At 68.1% G+C, this 14,315-nt stretch carries 14 protein-coding genes, 1 other RNA gene and 1 pseudogene; 9 read left to right on the forward strand and 7 right to left on the reverse strand.

The window, feature by feature from the left end; all coding sequences use genetic code 11:
- Positions 1 to 5: 5 nt before the first annotated feature.
- The gene (locus tag LOKHON_RS07430) at positions 6 to 1,580 is read right to left on the reverse strand and encodes a TadE/TadG family type IV pilus assembly protein (protein ID WP_017928988.1); all 1,575 of its coding nucleotides are present in this window, start codon (positions 1,578 to 1,580) and stop codon (positions 6 to 8) included.
- Between the two features lie 208 nt (positions 1,581 to 1,788).
- Here LOKHON_RS07430 and LOKHON_RS07435 point away from each other — a divergent pair, with 208 nt between their 5' ends.
- From LOKHON_RS07435 to rpmG, 8 genes are all read left to right on the forward strand, one after another.
- Positions 1,789 to 3,210, forward strand: a complete 1,422-nt coding sequence (locus tag LOKHON_RS07435; RefSeq protein WP_017928989.1) for a Glu/Leu/Phe/Val family dehydrogenase — start codon at positions 1,789 to 1,791, stop codon at positions 3,208 to 3,210.
- Between the two features lie 16 nt (positions 3,211 to 3,226).
- Complete coding sequence (locus tag LOKHON_RS07440) at positions 3,227 to 3,883, forward strand: hypothetical protein (RefSeq protein WP_017928990.1); 657 nt, start codon at positions 3,227 to 3,229, stop codon at positions 3,881 to 3,883.
- Positions 3,884 to 3,912: 29 nt separating this feature from the next.
- On the forward strand, positions 3,913 to 4,200 hold the full coding sequence (gene gatC, locus LOKHON_RS07445; protein WP_017928991.1) for an Asp-tRNA(Asn)/Glu-tRNA(Gln) amidotransferase subunit GatC: 288 nt from the start codon (positions 3,913 to 3,915) through the stop codon (positions 4,198 to 4,200).
- A 10-nt stretch (positions 4,201 to 4,210) separates the two neighbouring features.
- Positions 4,211 to 5,695: an Asp-tRNA(Asn)/Glu-tRNA(Gln) amidotransferase subunit GatA gene (gene gatA, locus LOKHON_RS07450; protein ID WP_017928992.1), complete on the forward strand. Its 1,485-nt coding sequence runs from the start codon at positions 4,211 to 4,213 to the stop codon at positions 5,693 to 5,695.
- Positions 5,696 to 5,733: 38 nt separating this feature from the next.
- On the forward strand, positions 5,734 to 6,426 hold the full coding sequence (locus LOKHON_RS16335) for a hypothetical protein (protein WP_017928993.1): 693 nt from the start codon (positions 5,734 to 5,736) through the stop codon (positions 6,424 to 6,426).
- A gap of 8 nt (positions 6,427 to 6,434) precedes the next feature.
- Positions 6,435 to 7,124 (forward strand): N-acetylmuramoyl-L-alanine amidase, encoded by a 690-nt coding sequence (locus LOKHON_RS07460; protein WP_017928994.1) that lies wholly within the window; start codon positions 6,435 to 6,437, stop codon positions 7,122 to 7,124.
- Between the two features lie 11 nt (positions 7,125 to 7,135).
- Positions 7,136 to 7,528, forward strand: an RNA gene (gene rnpB, locus LOKHON_RS07465) — RNase P RNA component class A.
- Positions 7,529 to 7,654: 126 nt separating this feature from the next.
- Positions 7,655 to 7,822: a 50S ribosomal protein L33 gene (gene rpmG, locus LOKHON_RS07470; protein WP_017928995.1), complete on the forward strand. Its 168-nt coding sequence runs from the start codon at positions 7,655 to 7,657 to the stop codon at positions 7,820 to 7,822.
- A gap of 60 nt (positions 7,823 to 7,882) precedes the next feature.
- On the opposite strand, the gene LOKHON_RS07475 is transcribed toward rpmG, so the two are convergent.
- Positions 7,883 to 8,773 carry a LysR substrate-binding domain-containing protein gene (locus LOKHON_RS07475; RefSeq protein WP_017928996.1) on the reverse strand — a complete coding sequence of 297 codons (891 nt, stop codon included), beginning with the start codon at positions 8,771 to 8,773 and terminating at the stop codon, positions 7,883 to 7,885.
- 120 nt (positions 8,774 to 8,893) lie between these two features.
- On the opposite strand from LOKHON_RS07475, the pseudogene LOKHON_RS16450 reads away from it, so the two are divergent.
- Positions 8,894 to 9,176 (forward strand): annotated as a pseudogene (locus LOKHON_RS16450) (DUF6552 family protein).
- Here LOKHON_RS16450 and LOKHON_RS07480 read toward each other — a convergent pair.
- The 5 genes from LOKHON_RS07480 to LOKHON_RS07500 all read right to left on the reverse strand — a co-directional run bounded on the left by LOKHON_RS07480 (position 9,173) and on the right by LOKHON_RS07500 (position 14,276).
- Positions 9,173 to 10,477: an NAD(P)/FAD-dependent oxidoreductase gene (locus tag LOKHON_RS07480; RefSeq protein ID WP_017928998.1), complete on the reverse strand. Its 1,305-nt coding sequence runs from the start codon at positions 10,475 to 10,477 to the stop codon at positions 9,173 to 9,175. The pseudogene LOKHON_RS16450 and the gene LOKHON_RS07480 overlap by 4 nt on opposite strands.
- Entirely contained in the window at positions 10,474 to 11,826 is a 1,353-nt protein-coding gene (locus tag LOKHON_RS07485) for a glutamine synthetase family protein (RefSeq protein ID WP_017928999.1), read from the reverse strand. Before LOKHON_RS07485 ends, LOKHON_RS07480 begins: the two co-directional genes overlap by 4 nt.
- Positions 11,823 to 12,500 carry a type 1 glutamine amidotransferase gene (locus LOKHON_RS07490; RefSeq protein ID WP_017929000.1) on the reverse strand — a complete coding sequence of 226 codons (678 nt, stop codon included), beginning with the start codon at positions 12,498 to 12,500 and terminating at the stop codon, positions 11,823 to 11,825. Before LOKHON_RS07490 ends, LOKHON_RS07485 begins: the two co-directional genes overlap by 4 nt.
- Before the next feature lie 67 nt (positions 12,501 to 12,567).
- Positions 12,568 to 13,374 (reverse strand): ABC transporter permease, encoded by an 807-nt coding sequence (locus LOKHON_RS07495; protein ID WP_017929001.1) that lies wholly within the window; start codon positions 13,372 to 13,374, stop codon positions 12,568 to 12,570.
- Complete coding sequence (locus LOKHON_RS07500) at positions 13,371 to 14,276, reverse strand: ABC transporter permease (RefSeq protein WP_017929002.1); 906 nt, start codon at positions 14,274 to 14,276, stop codon at positions 13,371 to 13,373. Before LOKHON_RS07500 ends, LOKHON_RS07495 begins: the two co-directional genes overlap by 4 nt.
- Positions 14,277 to 14,315 lie beyond the last annotated feature (39 nt).

The following is a 14,315-nucleotide window of genomic DNA, read 5'->3' on the forward strand; positions in this document are numbered from 1 at the left end:
ACGGGTCATTGAATCAGCCTCAGCGCGTTGATCTTGGTGGCAATCGAGGTGAAGGCGCTGCTGATCTCCAGCCCCTCGACCCGGTAGAAATGCGACGGCGAGGAGGCGCACTCGGCCATGATCTCGGCGGCATGGCTGTTGACCTCGAAACCGATCGTGAAGACGATGATGCCACGGGCGCGGGCGGCGGCGCAGATGCTCCGGGTGCGCGCATCCTTGGTGGTCGACCAGGTGGTGTCGACGATCGCTTTCCAGGCGTCCCGCGTCGATCGGGAGTAATTCTGCATGTAGCGCAGGTGATAGGCATGCTCGCCCACCGTCATGCGCGAGAACAGCTCGGCCCAGCTCAGCCGCGTGCCGCGCCTCGTCTGGGTCCAGCCTTGCTCCTTGGCCCGGAAATACCATCCGCTGCCGACATAGACGTAGTAATCATCGTCGCCGTCGAGCCAGACATCCGACGGCGTGTCGGTCCGGTAGGGCGCCTGCAGGCGGTAGTCGCGGGTGTTCTCGCCATCGGTCATCACCACGAGCACCTTCATCCCCTCGGGGGTGTCGAAGTCGCGCGGCCAGCCCGCGAGATTGGCGCCGACGCCGTTGCCGATCATGCCGGTCAGCGCGGCGCGAGCCGAAGGGTCGAGCAGCGCCGCCCCCCAGTTCACGCCCATCTCGGTCGAGGTCCAGCCGCTGTCGCGCAGGGCCGCGATCTTGTCGAGAAGCTTGGTGCGGTCGTTCGACCATGGCAGCACCTCGAAGCTGGCATCGGTGCGGCAGACCGGCGTGTCGAGCCCCATGCGGTCATACCTGCCGCCGCTGCTGCTGGCATCGAAATGCCCGGCCTGCACGAGCCCCGCGGGCAGCTGCACGGTCGTCAGGTAGGCCGTGGGCGGCAGGTCGACGCAGTAGCTGAAGGCATGTTCTCCGACCGAGGCCAGCCCGCCGACCATGCCATAGGCCTCGGCGAGCGGGCGGCCGAGATTGACCTGCGTGGCATAGGGCACGACCGAGATCGACAGGTGCTCGGGCTCGACATTGTCGAACATCGTGTTGATGAATTCGGACCCGGCGGTCTTGAGCCGCGGCAGCTTGTTGTTGTCGCCCATCGAGCCCGAGACGTCGAGCACGAGGCCGATTTCGATGTCGCTCACCGATTCGGTGGCCGAGCCGGCGGCCGGGGCGCTCAGCGCGTCGATCCCGGCCATGCGCAGCAGGGTGGTCGAGACGGGCATCTCGGCCTCGGCGCGCACGGTGCGGGAGTTGAGCGTCTGGACGACTTCGACCTTGCCGAGACTGTCGATCAGCCCGGCCTTGGTGAAGTAGTCGCGCACCACCGCCTCGGGGTCGCGGCTCTGCTGCAGGTCGGCGGCGGCCAGAACGGCGCGGTCGAGCGTGGTCTGCAGGTGGTTGCGCTTGGCTTCGACCCGCATCGTGTCGACACCGATCCCGCCGATCGCCAGCATGATCACCATCATGAACAACGAGAAAATGATGATCGAACCGCTGTCGTCGCGGCGCAGGTCACGGCGCGGCCATCCGGTCGCGCCCGGCGCGCCGTCCGCCTGCCTGTCCTTGTGGTGCATCATCCCGAAACCCTTCAACCTTCCGGGCCATACAACAGGGTCGCTGTGGCCAAACTGGGGCGTGGATCGTTCGGGATTGGCGCTTTCCGTCGCGCGACCGGCACATGGATGGTCGAATCTCTTGGCCAGAGGACTAGGATCGGTCAGGGATCGCCGGCGAGGTCCGGCAGCACAGGGAGAGTTGACCGCCATGACAGAGCACCAGCCACAGATGACAGAACCGGGATTCCGCGATTCCGTCGACATGATGTTCAACCGCGCCGTGGCGCTGATGGACCTGTCGCCCGGGCTCGAGGAGAAGATCCGGGTCTGCAACGCCACCTACACCGTGCGCTTCGGCGTGCGCCTGCGCGGCCAGATCCACACCTTCACCGGCTACCGCTCGGTGCATTCCGAGCACATGGAGCCCGTGAAGGGCGGCATTCGCTATGCCTCGTCGGTGCACCAGGAAGAGGTCGAGGCGCTGGCGGCGCTGATGACCTACAAATGCGCCCTCGTGGAGGTGCCCTATGGCGGCTCCAAGGGCGGGCTTCGGATCGATCCGCGCGACTGGGACGAGCACGAGCTCGAACAGATCACCCGTCGCTTCGCCTATGAGCTGGCCAAGCGCGACCTGATCAGCCCCTCCCAGAACGTGCCCGCCCCCGACATGGGCACCGGCGAGCGCGAGATGGCCTGGATCGCCGACCAGTACGCGCGGATGAACACCACCGACATCAACTCCCGCGCCTGCGTCACCGGCAAGCCGCTCAACGCCGGCGGCATCCATGGCCGTGTCGAGGCGACGGGCCGCGGCGTGCAATACGCGCTGCGCGAGTTCTTCCGCCATCCCGAGGACGTGGCCAAGGCGGGGCTGTCGGGCAAGCTCGCGGGCAAGCGGGTGATCGTGCAGGGCCTGGGCAACGTGGGCTACCACGCCGCCAAGTTCCTCTCCGAGGAGGACGGCGCCAAGATCACCGCGATCATCGAGCGCGACGGCGCCATCACCGACGAGAACGGCATCGACATCGAGGCCGTGCACCAGTGGATCGCCAAGCATGGCGGCGTGGCCGATTACCCGCATGCCACCCATCACACCGATGGCGCGAAGCTGCTCGAGGCCGAGTGCGACATCCTGATCCCGGCGGCTCTGGAAAGCACGATCAACCTGTCCAATGCCGACCGGATCAAGGCGCCGCTGATCATCGAGGCCGCCAACGGCCCCGTCACCGCGGGCGCCGACGACATCCTGCGCGAAAAGGGCGTGGTCATCATCCCCGACATGTACGCCAACGCCGGCGGCGTGACCGTGTCCTATTTCGAATGGGTCAAGAACCTCAGCCATATCCGCTTTGGCCGGATGGAGCGCCGCGCCGACGAGGCGCGCGCGCAGGCCATCGTCGACGAGCTGGAGCGGCTGTCGAACGACGAGGGGCTGGGCTGGAACCTGTCGAAGAACTTCAAGGAACGCTACCTCAAGGGCGATGACGAGCTGGAGCTGGTGCGCTCGGGTCTCGATGACACGATGCGCACCGCCTATCAGGCGATGCGCGAGATCTGGCACAGCCGCGACGACGTGCCCGACCTGCGCACCGCCGCCTATCTCGTGGCGATCGGCCGGGTGGCGCTGAGCTACCGCTCCAAGGGTCTCTGAAGGTCGGGGCGGAGTCATGGACTGGACGGCCCCGCTCGACGGCTATTGCGAAAGGCTCGGCCCCGGATTGGGGGCCGAGCCGCTCAACCTCGTGACCAACGCGGCCTTCGTGATCGCCGCGATCTGGTGCTGGCGCCGCGCGCGGGGGCTGTGGCTGCCGCGCGCGCTTTCGGTGATCCTGTTCGCCATCGGCGTGGGCAGCGGGCTGTTCCACTCGGTCGCTACCTTCTGGGCGATGCTGGCCGACGTGATCCCGATCGGGATCTTCATCCTCGCCTATGTCTTTGCCGCGAACCGGGTGTTCTGGCACTGGCCGGTCTGGGCCGCCGCGCTGGGCGCGGCCACGTTCGTGCCTTGGGCGATCCTGCTCACTCCGGTCTTCGCCACGTTGCCGTTCTTCGCGGTATCTGCCTTCTACTGGCCGGTGCCGCTGCTGATCGCGATCTATGCCGCGCTTTTGTGGCGGCGCTGGCCGATGGTGGGGCGGGGCATGGCGGCGGGAGCCGCGCTCTTGTGCGTGTCTCTGGCCTTCCGCTCGGTCGATGAGACGGCCTGCGCGGCGCTGCCCATTGGCACGCATTTCGCGTGGCACATGCTCAACGCCGTGATGCTGGGGTGGATGATCGAACTGATCCGCCGGGCGCTGCTTGCGGGAGCGCCCCGGGGCGGCTAAAGCCGGGATCGACCAGACAGGAGAGCCCCATGTCGATCGACACCGACACCGCCCGGCGGGTGGCCAAGCTGGCCCGCATCCGGGTCGAGGACGAGGCGCTGCCCGCGCTCGCCTCCGAATTCAACACCATCCTCGGCTTCATCGAGCAGCTGCAGGAGGTGGATGTCGACGGCGTCGAGCCGATGACCGGCGTGACGCCGATGCATCTCAAGCGCCGCGACGACGTGGTGACCGATGGCAGCCAGCCCGAGAAGGTGCTCGCGAACGCACCGGATGCGCGCGAAGGCTTCTTCGCGGTGCCGAAGGTCGTGGAATAAGGGGCGCGATATGACCGAACTGACCAAGCTGACCATCGCGGGCGCCCGCGACGCGCTCCGCCGCGGCGAGATCACCTCCCATGAGCTGACCGACGCGCTGAACGCCGCCGTCGACGGGGCCGACCGGCTCAACGCCTATGCCCACAAGACGCCCGATATCGCGGCCCGGCAGGCCAAGGCCGCCGATGCGCGGCTCAAGGCCGGGGACGCGCCGGACCTGTGCGGCATCCCGCTCGGGATCAAGGATCTGTTCTGCACCGAAGGCACGGCGAGCCAGGCGGCGAGCCGCATCCTCGACGGGTTCAAGCCGCAATACGAATCCACCGTCACCTCCCAGCTGTTCCGCGACGGCGCGGTGATGCTGGGCAAGCTCAACATGGACGAGTTCGCCATGGGCTCGTCGAACGAGACCTCGGCCTATGGCGCGGCGGTGAACCCGTGGCGCGCCGATGACGGGGTCGACCTGACGCCGGGCGGCTCCTCGGGCGGCTCCGCCGCCGCCGTGGCCGCCGATCTGTGCCTTGGTGCCACCGGCACCGACACCGGCGGCTCGATCCGGCAACCGGCGGCCTTCACCGGCACCACCGGCATCAAGCCGACCTATGGCCGCTGCTCGCGTTTCGGCATCATCGCCTATGCCTCCTCGCTCGACCAGGCCGGGCCGATGACCCGCGACGTGCGCGACGCGGCGATCATGCTGCGCGCCATGTCCGGCCACGATCCCAAGGATTCGACCTCCGCCGACATCGCGGTGCCGGATTTCGAGGCGATGCTGACGGGCGACATCCGCGGCAAGGTGATCGGCATTCCGCGCGAATACCATGTCGACGGCATGCCCGGCGAAATCGAGACGCTCTGGACCCGCGGCACCGAGATGCTGCGCGACGCGGGCGCGGTGATCCGAGACATCTCGCTGCCGCACACCAAATACGCGCTGCCCGCTTATTATGTCATTGCGCCTGCCGAGGCGTCGTCGAACCTCGCGCGCTATGACGGCGTGCGTTTTGGCCACCGCGCCAAGCTGGCGCAGGGCGACGGCATCACCGAGATGTACGAGAAAACCCGCGCCGAAGGTTTCGGCCCCGAGGTGCAGCGCCGCATCATGGTCGGCACCTACGTGCTCTCGGCGGGCTTCTACGACGCCTATTACAACCGCGCCCGCAAGGTCCGCGCGCTGATCAAGCGCGACTTCGACCAGGTCTTTGCCGAAGGCGTCGACGCGATCCTGACGCCGGCGACGCCCTCCTCGGCCTTCGGGCTCGGGGCGATGAAGGAGTCCGACCCGGTGCAGATGTATCTCAACGACGTCTTCACCGTGACGGTGAACCTTGCCGGGCTGCCGGGCATCTCGGTGCCCGCCGGTCTCGACCACAAGGGGCTGCCGCTGGGGCTGCAGCTGATCGGACGGCCGTGGGAGGAAGGCGACCTGCTCAATACCGCCTATGCGCTGGAGCGGTCGGCGGGCTTCGTTTCCAAGCCCGGGAAATGGTGGTAACGCGCTGCCTCGAACAGGTCAGCGCCCGGAGTGTCGCCGTGAAACCAATTGTCTTTCGCACGAAATTCGCCGCGCTCGCGGGCGCCGCCATGGCGCTGTCGGCCTGCGCGGCGCAGCTGCCCGATAGCGGCGAGGCCGCCGCCCGCGCGGCGCGCGAGGCGCAGCTGACCGGCCAGTTCGGTGGTCAGCCCGGTGCTCAGTCCGGGGGCCAGCCCGTCGCCCCCGGTGCCATCTCCAGCACCGATCTCGCGGCGGCGGGCATCGACGTGGAGCGGCGCGGCGGCGTGCAGGCAAGCCCCGCCAACGCCGCCCCCTCTGCCGCCGACCCGAGCGGGGCCGCGATTTCGGACGAGCAGAGCTTCGAGGCGGTGGCCAACCGCGAGACGATCGAATCCGACGCCGCCCGCCGGGCCGAGCAGGCGGCGGCTTACCAGGTGATCCAGCCCACCGCGCTGCCGCAGCGCGCGGGCGACACCGGGCCGAACATCGTCGAATACGCGCTGAACGCGCCCAACCGGCGCGGGCAGGAATGGTATTCGCGCTTCATTCTCGGGACCATGGGCAACCGGTTCGAGCGCAACTGCGCCGCCTACCGCTCGCCCGACGAGGCGCAGCGCGATTTCCTCGCACGTGGCGGGCCGGAACGCGATCCCAAGGGCATCGACCCCGATGGCGACGGTTTCGCCTGCGGCTGGGATCCCGCGCCGTTCCTCGCGGCGGTCGGCCGCTGAGGGCAGGCGTGCCGCTGTCTCCGAATCACGGGCCGCGGCGTCTTGGCGCGCGGCCCGATCTCGTCGTGATCCACTACACCGCGATGGAAAGCCATGATGCGGCGCTGGCGCGGCTGTGCGATCCGGCCGCCGAGGTGTCCGCGCATTGGCTGATCTCGGGGGCGGGGACGGTCACAAAACTGGTGCCGGAGGCGTTGCGCGCATGGCACGCGGGCGCGGGACGCTGGGGCGCGGTCGGTGACGTGAATTCGCGCTCCATCGGGATCGAGCTCTACAATTGCGGCGACCACCCCTTTGCCGGGCCGCAAATGGCCGCGCTCGAAGAGCTGCTGGCGGGTGTCATGACGCGCTGGCAGATCCCGCCCGAGCGGATCATCGGCCATTCCGACATGGCGCCGGGCCGCAAGGACGATCCCGGCCCGCGATTCGACTGGCAGCGTCTGGCGCGGCGCGGGCTGTCGGTCTGGCCGGTGGCCGGGCGGGAGCAGGGGCCGGTGGCCGCGTCCGGGCCCGCCGCCTTCGACGATCTTGCCAAGCAGTTCGGCTACACCGCCGATGTCACCCATGCGCAGCGGCTTGCCGCGTTTCGCCTGCGGTTCCGCCCGCGCGCCACGGGGCCGGTCGATGCGGCCGACATGGCGCTGATCGCCGATCTCGCCCATCGCTTTCCCGTTGACCGGACCGCGCCGGCACCATAGGTCAGCCGGGCGCGGATGGCTGGATGGCCGCGGGCCTTCGGGCTCGAGGAAAGTCCGGACTCCACAAGGCACGGTGCCGGGTAACGCCCGGCCGGGGCAACCCGAGGGAAAGCGCCACAGAGAACAGACCGCCTTGGTTCGCCAAGGTCAGGGTGAAACGGTGGGGTAAGAGCCCACCGCGGGACGGGCAACCGGACCGGCACGGCAAGCCCCACCGGGAGCAATGCCAAATAGGGACCTCGCGCGGGTGCTGATCCGGTTCGCCGGATATCGCCGCAGGGACGCCTGACCCCGAGAGGTCCGGGTTGGCAGCTTCAGACGCCGTGGCAACACGGTGTCGAGATGAATGGTCATCGCCGGGGGCAACCCCGGGACAGAATCCGGCTTACAGGCCATCCGCGCAAATCACCCACGGGCAATCCGGCCCGTTTCCCGGTTGACAGCGCCTCGCGCGCGGTTAAAAGCCGGGGCTCAGACGTATTCACGCGGGCGCCGTCAACGCGCACGCCCCGCGAGCAGGAGAGACGACCATGGCGAAGCCGACGACGATCAAGATCCGCCTGAACTCGACCGCGGGGACCGGCCACTTCTACGTGACCAAGAAGAACGCCCGCACCATGACCGAGAAGATGGTCGTGCGGAAGTACGACCCCGTCAAGCGCGAGCATGTCGAGTACAAGGAAGGCAAGATCAAGTAATTGATCCGAGCCTCCTCGGCGAGAGTTCAGGGCCGCGCTCCGCAAGGAGCGCGGCCTTTCTCATGCCGGGCCGTCGGCCTGCGCGAGAAGCCAGTCGCGCGCCGCCGCCGTGGCGGGCGTCATGCGGCGCCGCGAGGCCAGGAGGAAATAGTCGTGCGGGCCTTGATGGGTATGCGCGACCGGCTGCACCAGCCGCCCCGCCGTAAGGTCGCGATCGACCAGAAAGCGGCTCGCCAGGGCGATTCCCTGTCCCGCCAGCGCCGCGTCGAGACCCAGCGTGGTCTGGCTGAAGCGGATGCCGCGCATCCGCCCGAACCGGGTGCCCGGAAAGGCCGCGCGCAAAAACGGCGGCCAGAGGTCGTGCGTGTCGTGCAGCAGGGTCTGCCGCGCCATCGCCTCGGCCCCGAGCGGCAGCGCGGCGTCCCCGACCAGATCGGGCGCGCAGACCGCGACGATGTCCTGCCGGAACAGCGGATCGGCGCGGATGCTGGCGCCGAACGATGTCTCGCCCTGCCGCACGGCGAGATCGATCCCGTCGGAGTGAAAGCTCGTCACCCGCTCCGTCGCCATGACCCGCAGGTCGATCTCGGGATGGGCGAGGCCGAATCCCGGCAAGCGCGGGATCAGCCATTTCGAGGCGAAGGTCGGCGTCACCGAGATGGTGACATGCCCCGGCGCGGGCCTGAGCCGCGCCGTCGCCTCCGACAGCTGCGCGAAGGCCTGCGAGACGGCGGCGTGGTAGGCGCGGCCTTCCTCGGTGAGCGTGAGCCCGCGCGCCTCGCGCAAAAACATCCGCAGCTCCAGCTGCGCCTCCAGCCCGCGCACATGCTGCGCCACCGCGCCTTGGGTCACGCCGAGCTCCTCGGCGGCCGCGCGGAAGGTCAGGTGACGGCCCGCCGCCTCGAAGGCGCGCAGCGCGTTGAGCGGGGGCAGGGCGGTGCGGCGTGACACGATAGATTTCCTACTGACAGGCTGTAGTGGATCTGGCTCGTCACCGGAGCCTAGCGGAATTACCTGCCATGACAACGGGCCGCTCTGGCTTGGCCCGGACATGCCATTCGAGAGAACATCATGACGGTAGAAAATATCGAGCCCGGCCTGCAAGGCGGGGCGCGGCAGAGTGCATTTTGGCAAGACCCGCGGCTGGCCTTCGCGGTGAAGTGGGTCGCCAGCGCGATCCAGATCGCGGGCTATGCCGCGACCGCCTTCGGGATGACGCCGCTGAACCTCTATCTGTTTCTCGGCGGGGTGGTCGGCTGGCTCGCCATGGGGGTGGCTGTGGAACGACCGGGCGATCATGCTGATCCATCTCGTCGCGCTCGGCGCGATGCTCGCGGGCATGGCCAGCGGTTAGATCCCGAGCCGGTCGCGCAGCGAGAACCACGTCATCGCCAGCGTCAGCAGCGGCGCGCGGTAGCGCGCGCCGCCCGGAAACTCCGGCACCGGCAGGCGCGAAAAAGTGTCGAATCGCCCGGCCTGTCCCGCGACGGCCTCGGCCATGACCCGGCCCGCCATGCCCGACAGCGCCACGCCGTGGCCCGAGAAGCCCGCGCCCGACAGGATGTTGGGGCCGATGCGTTGCAGCGAGGGCAGGCGCGACATGGTGATGCCCAGCGTGCCGCCCCAGACATTGTCGATCCGCACATCCGCGAGTTGCGGAAACAGGCTCTCCATCCGCGCGCGCAGCTTGGTCGTGATGTCGGTCGGAAAGCCGATGGAATAGCTTTCGCGCCCGCCGAACAGGAAACGGCGATCCTCGGTCATCCGGTAGTAGTTCACCACGAATCGCGAATCGGCGACGGCGATGTCGCGCGACAGCACCTCGCGCCAGCGATCGCCAAGCGGTTCGGTCGCGGCGATGAAGCTGTTGATCGGCATCACGCGGGAGGCGACCTCGGGCATGATGCCCGGCAGGTAGCCATTGCCCGCGAGGATGACGTGATCCGCGGTGACACGGGCCTTGGGCGTGTGCAGCACGGCGGGCGTGCCGCGCTCGACCTTCGTCACCTCGGTCAGCTCGTGGATCGTGGCGCCGGCGACCTCGGCCTCGCGCGCCAGCGCGCGGGCATAGCGCAGCGGATGCAGGTGGCCCGCGCCCTCGTCGATCAGGCCGCCATGATAGGCGTCGGTCCTGACGATCTCGCGGATCGCGCCCCGATCCAGCGGACGGATCGCGTCGTAGCCATAGGCGCGCGAAAGATGCTCGGCCTCGGCGCGGTCGCCCGCCGCCTCCTTTTCGGAATAGGCGCCATGCACCACGCCGGGCAGGTAGCGCGCCTCCGGCGCATGGGTTTCGCAAAACTCGCGCAGCTGACGCTTGGCCGCTTCGGCGATGTCCCAAAGCTGCCGCGCCGGGCTTTCGCCCAGACGCTGCTCCAACCAGAGCTGCCCCTTGTTGAAGCCCGAGCCGACCTGGCCGCCATTGCGCCCCGACGCCCCGAAGCCCGCGCGATGCGCGTCGAGCACCACCACGTCCAGCCCGGCCCGCGCCGCCGTCAGCGCCGCCCAGAGCCCGGTGAAGCCCGCCCCGACGATCGCGAGATCACAGCGGCGGTCGTCCGAAAGCGGCGCGCGGTCGGCCACCGGCTCGGCGGTGGCGGCATACCAGCTGCGCGGCATCTGGCCGGGGCGGTCGTTGCGGTAGAGCGGGTTCATACGTTGAGCAGCAGGTGCTGGCGCTCCCACGGGCTGATCACCTGCAGGAACTCGTTGTATTCCGCGCGCTTGACGATCGAATAGACCCGGACGAATTCCGGCCCCAGAACCTCGTGCAGCTCCTTGGCGTGGTCGAACAGGTCGAGCGCTGCATAAAGCCCCTGCGGGATCTCGTCCTCGGCCTCGTAGGCATCGCCCCGGTAGCGTTTGTCGGGCCAGATCTCGTTCTTCAGCCCCAGATAGCCGCAGGCGAGCGAGGCGGCGATGCACAGATATGGGTTGCAATCCATCCCCGCGAGCCGGTTCTCGACCCGGCGCGCCTGCGGCGGCGAGATCGGCACCCGGATGCCGGTGGTGCGGTTGTCGCGGCCCCATTCGAGATTGATGGGCGCGGCGTGATCGCGCACGTAACGGCGGAAGGAGTTCACATAGGGCGCGAACATCGCGATCACGCTCGGCATGTGCTCCTGCAGACCGCCGATGAAATTGAAGAAGGCATCGGTCTCGCCGCCCTGCGGGCCGGTAAAGATATTGCGGCCCTTGGCGTCGATGATGCTGTGATGCACATGCATGGCCGAGCCCGGCTCGCCCTCGATCGGCTTGGCCATGAAGGTGGCAAAGCAGTCATGCTTGAGCGCCGCCTCGCGAATGAGCCGCTTGAAGAAGAACACTTCGTCGGCGAGCTTCACGGGATCGCCATGGCGCAGGTTGATCTCGAGCTGGCCCGCGCCGCCCTCCTGCGTGATGCCGTCGATCTCGAAGCCCTGGATCTCGGCATATTCGTAGATGTCGTCGATCACGGGGCCGTATTCGTCCACCGCCGTCATCGAATAGGCCTGCCGGGCCGCCGCCGGGCGTCCCGTGCGGCCCAGCATCGGCTCGATCGCCTTGGCCGGGTCGGTGTTGCGGCCGACGAGGTAGAACTCCATCTCCGGCGCGACCACGGGGGTCCAGCCCTCGGCCTTGTAGAGATCGACCACGCGTTTCAGCACGTTGCGCGGTGAGCAGCCGACGGGGCGGCCCTTCTGGTCGAAGGCGTCGTGGATCACCTGCAGCGTGCCGTCGGCGGCCCAAGGGGCGGCGGTGGCGGTGGCGAGGTCAGGCTTCAGGACCATGTCGGGCTCGACGAAGCCCTCGGGTCCCGCCGCCTCGCCCCAATCGCCGGTGATGGTCTGGAAGAAGATCGAATTGGGCAGGTGGAAGAACTGCTGCTTTTCCCATTTCGCCGCCGGGACCGCCTTGCCGCGGGCGATGCCCGGCAGGTCGGCGATCACGCATTCCACCTCGTCAAGACGGTGCTGGTCGAGATAGAGGCGGGCGGCTTCGGGGATGTCGTCGACCCAGCTCATGCGGCCCTCTTGAGCACGCGCGCCATGCGGTCGGCCAGCAGGTCAGCATCGACCGGCTTTTCGAGATGGGCGAGCGCGTGATCGATCTGCTCTTGCGGCACCACGCCGATGGCGCGGGTGGTGGCGAGGCCCTCGATGAAGCGGGCGTCGAATTCGGGATGCGGCTGCACGGTAAAGACGTGATCGCCCCAGGCCAGCGCCGCATGGGCGCAGAAATCGTTCGAGGCGACGATGCGCGCGCCTTCGGGCAGGGTTGTCACCTGGTCCTGGTGCCAAGCGTTGAGCGCGATCTCGCGGCCCTCGAAATCATAGGGCTGGCGGCCGATCGACCAGCCGCGCGCGAATTTCTCGACCCGGCCGCCAAGCGCCTGCGCGATGATCTGGTGGCCGAAGCAGACGCCGACCAGCGGCATCCGTTTGGCGTGAATCACCCGGATCAGCTCTTCGAGCGGCGCGATGAAGGGGTGGTCCTCATAGGCGCCGTGCCTGGAGCCGGTGACGAGCCAGCCGTCGCACTCCTCCGCGCCGCCGGGAAACGCCATCGCCTCCACGTCGTAGCGCCGGAAGGAAAAGCCGTGCCCGTCGAGCAGCCGCTCGAACAGGTCCGAATAGTCGCCAAGCTCCGGGCGCAGCGCGTCTGGCGCGTGGCCGGTCTCAAGAATGCCGATCTGCATGAAGCACCGTCTGTAGGAACACCCGGAAGCTAGACTTCCGCAAGGGCCGGGGCAAGCGGCGCGACGCCTAGCGCAACAGCAATCCCGCGCGCTTGGCCCGCCGCGGCGCGGCCTGTGGCAGATGCCGGTTCAGATGCCGCCCGATCAGCCCCATCACCCCGATCACCACCAGCGTCAGCAGCACGAAATATCCCGCGAGAATCGGGTAGGGGATGAAGGGGTTGAAGGTCTTGTCCGCGAAATAGGAGGCGTAGTAGAGCGCGTCGCCCTGCTGGCGCGAGGCGGGAAAGCCCGAGAAGAACACCAGCGTCGTCGCATGGAACAGGAAGATCGCCTCGTTGGTGTAGGCGGGCCATGCCAGCCTGAGCGTCGTCGGCCAGACCACGCGCCGGAACTTGGCCCAGCCCGACAGGCCATAGGCGTCGGCGGCCTCGACCTCGCCGCGCGGCACCGACATCAGCGCGCCATAGAAGATCTCGCCCGAATAGGCGGCGGTGTTGAAGAACAGCACCACCGCGGCGCCGAGCCAGGCGGAGGTCAGGGCGTCGAAGGCCGGCACCTGTCCCTTGAGCGACAGAAACAGGAAATAGGCGAAGAAGAACTGGATGAAGAGCGGCGAGCCGCGAAAGACGAAGATCGTCCATTCCGCCGGCTTGCGGAACCATGGCGATGAGGCCGCCTTGCCCGCCGCCAGCGCGGTGGCGAGCGCAAAGCCCGACAAGAGCGCCACGATGCCGAAATAGACGTTCCAGATCATGCCCGAGCCGATCAGCACGAATTGCTGGCACAGGGTGAAATCCGAACGCGGCAGCAGCCGTTCGCCATAGCCGATCGAGCGCAGCCCGTAATCGATGAGGGTGTCGTAACAGCTCATGGCGGGCCCGCCTTGTTCATGCCGATGGGGCCGGTGCGCTTGTGGCTTCCGAGCGTCGCCTGCCCGTGGGTGAGACGCAGCATGACGCGGTCGAGCACGATCTCGGAGATCCGCGTGAAGCCTAAGTAGAACACCAGCAGGAACAGGAAGTACCACATGCGCCAGTCGCCATGCGGGTAGGCGGTGAATTGCGGTGTCTTGGTCGAGCCCAGCTCGCGCGCCCAGTAGACGATGTCCTCGACGCCCAGAAGGAACAAGAGCGGCGAGGCCTTGATCAGCACCATCCACAGGTTCGACAGGCCGGGCAGGGCATAGACCCACATCTGCGGCACGATCACGCGGCGGAACACCTGGGCGCGGTTCATGCCGTAGGCCTCGGCGGTCTCGATCTGGGGGCGCGGCACGGCGCGCATCGCGCCGTAGAGCACGTTGGCGGCGAACGCCCCGAACACCAGCGCGAAGGTGAAGACGGCGAGCCAGAAGCCGTAGACCTCGTGCACCCATTGGGCCGAGGTCGACAGCGGCATCTTGGCCTCGGCGCAGACGATGAAATCATTGCCCTGCCGGATCGGCTGGTCCCAGTCGGGGCATTTCGCCTTGTGGCGCAGCCATTCGATGCCCTGGTCGAGCGCGATCACGAAGAACAGGAAAAAGGCGATGTCGGGCACGCCGCGCACGACGGCGATGTAGCCCTTGCCCAGCCACGACAGCGGCGCGAGGCGCGAGCGCGCCGCGACCGCGCCGCCAAAGCCGAACAACAGCGCCACCGGCGCGGTGACCGCGAGCAGCAGCAGAACGGTGCCGAAGGCCCAATAGAAGGCGATGTGCTTGCCCGTGGTGAGGTAGCACGTCAGCCAGCTCAGGCCGGACAGCGTTTCGGGATCGGCGCAGGATGCGAACATGGAAGCTTTCGGTCGGGGCGGCGCGGGGCCGCCCCGCGT

The sequence above is a fragment of the Limimaricola hongkongensis DSM 17492 genome (genome assembly GCF_000600975.2).
Classification (GTDB): Bacteria; Pseudomonadota; Alphaproteobacteria; order Rhodobacterales; family Rhodobacteraceae; genus Limimaricola; species Limimaricola hongkongensis.

What these genes read in the sequence shown, in the direction of transcription:
- LOKHON_RS07430 (WP_017928988.1), bottom strand. Translation starts at nt 1,580, where the DNA reads ATGATGCACCACAAGGACAGGCAGGCGGACGGCGCGCCGGGCGCGACC.
- LOKHON_RS07435 (WP_017928989.1), top strand. Translation starts at nt 1,789, where the DNA reads ATGACAGAACCGGGATTCCGCGATTCCGTCGACATGATGTTCAACCGC.
- LOKHON_RS07440 (WP_017928990.1), top strand. Translation starts at nt 3,227, where the DNA reads ATGGACTGGACGGCCCCGCTCGACGGCTATTGCGAAAGGCTCGGCCCC.
- gatC (WP_017928991.1), top strand. Translation starts at nt 3,913, where the DNA reads ATGTCGATCGACACCGACACCGCCCGGCGGGTGGCCAAGCTGGCCCGC.
- gatA (WP_017928992.1), top strand. Translation starts at nt 4,211, where the DNA reads ATGACCGAACTGACCAAGCTGACCATCGCGGGCGCCCGCGACGCGCTC.
- rpmG (WP_017928995.1), top strand. Translation starts at nt 7,655, where the DNA reads ATGGCGAAGCCGACGACGATCAAGATCCGCCTGAACTCGACCGCGGGG.
- LOKHON_RS07480 (WP_017928998.1), bottom strand. Translation starts at nt 10,477, where the DNA reads ATGAACCCGCTCTACCGCAACGACCGCCCCGGCCAGATGCCGCGCAGC.
- LOKHON_RS07485 (WP_017928999.1), bottom strand. Translation starts at nt 11,826, where the DNA reads ATGAGCTGGGTCGACGACATCCCCGAAGCCGCCCGCCTCTATCTCGAC.
- LOKHON_RS07490 (WP_017929000.1), bottom strand. Translation starts at nt 12,500, where the DNA reads ATGCAGATCGGCATTCTTGAGACCGGCCACGCGCCAGACGCGCTGCGC.
- LOKHON_RS07495 (WP_017929001.1), bottom strand. Translation starts at nt 13,374, where the DNA reads ATGAGCTGTTACGACACCCTCATCGATTACGGGCTGCGCTCGATCGGC.
- LOKHON_RS07500 (WP_017929002.1), bottom strand. Translation starts at nt 14,276, where the DNA reads ATGTTCGCATCCTGCGCCGATCCCGAAACGCTGTCCGGCCTGAGCTGG.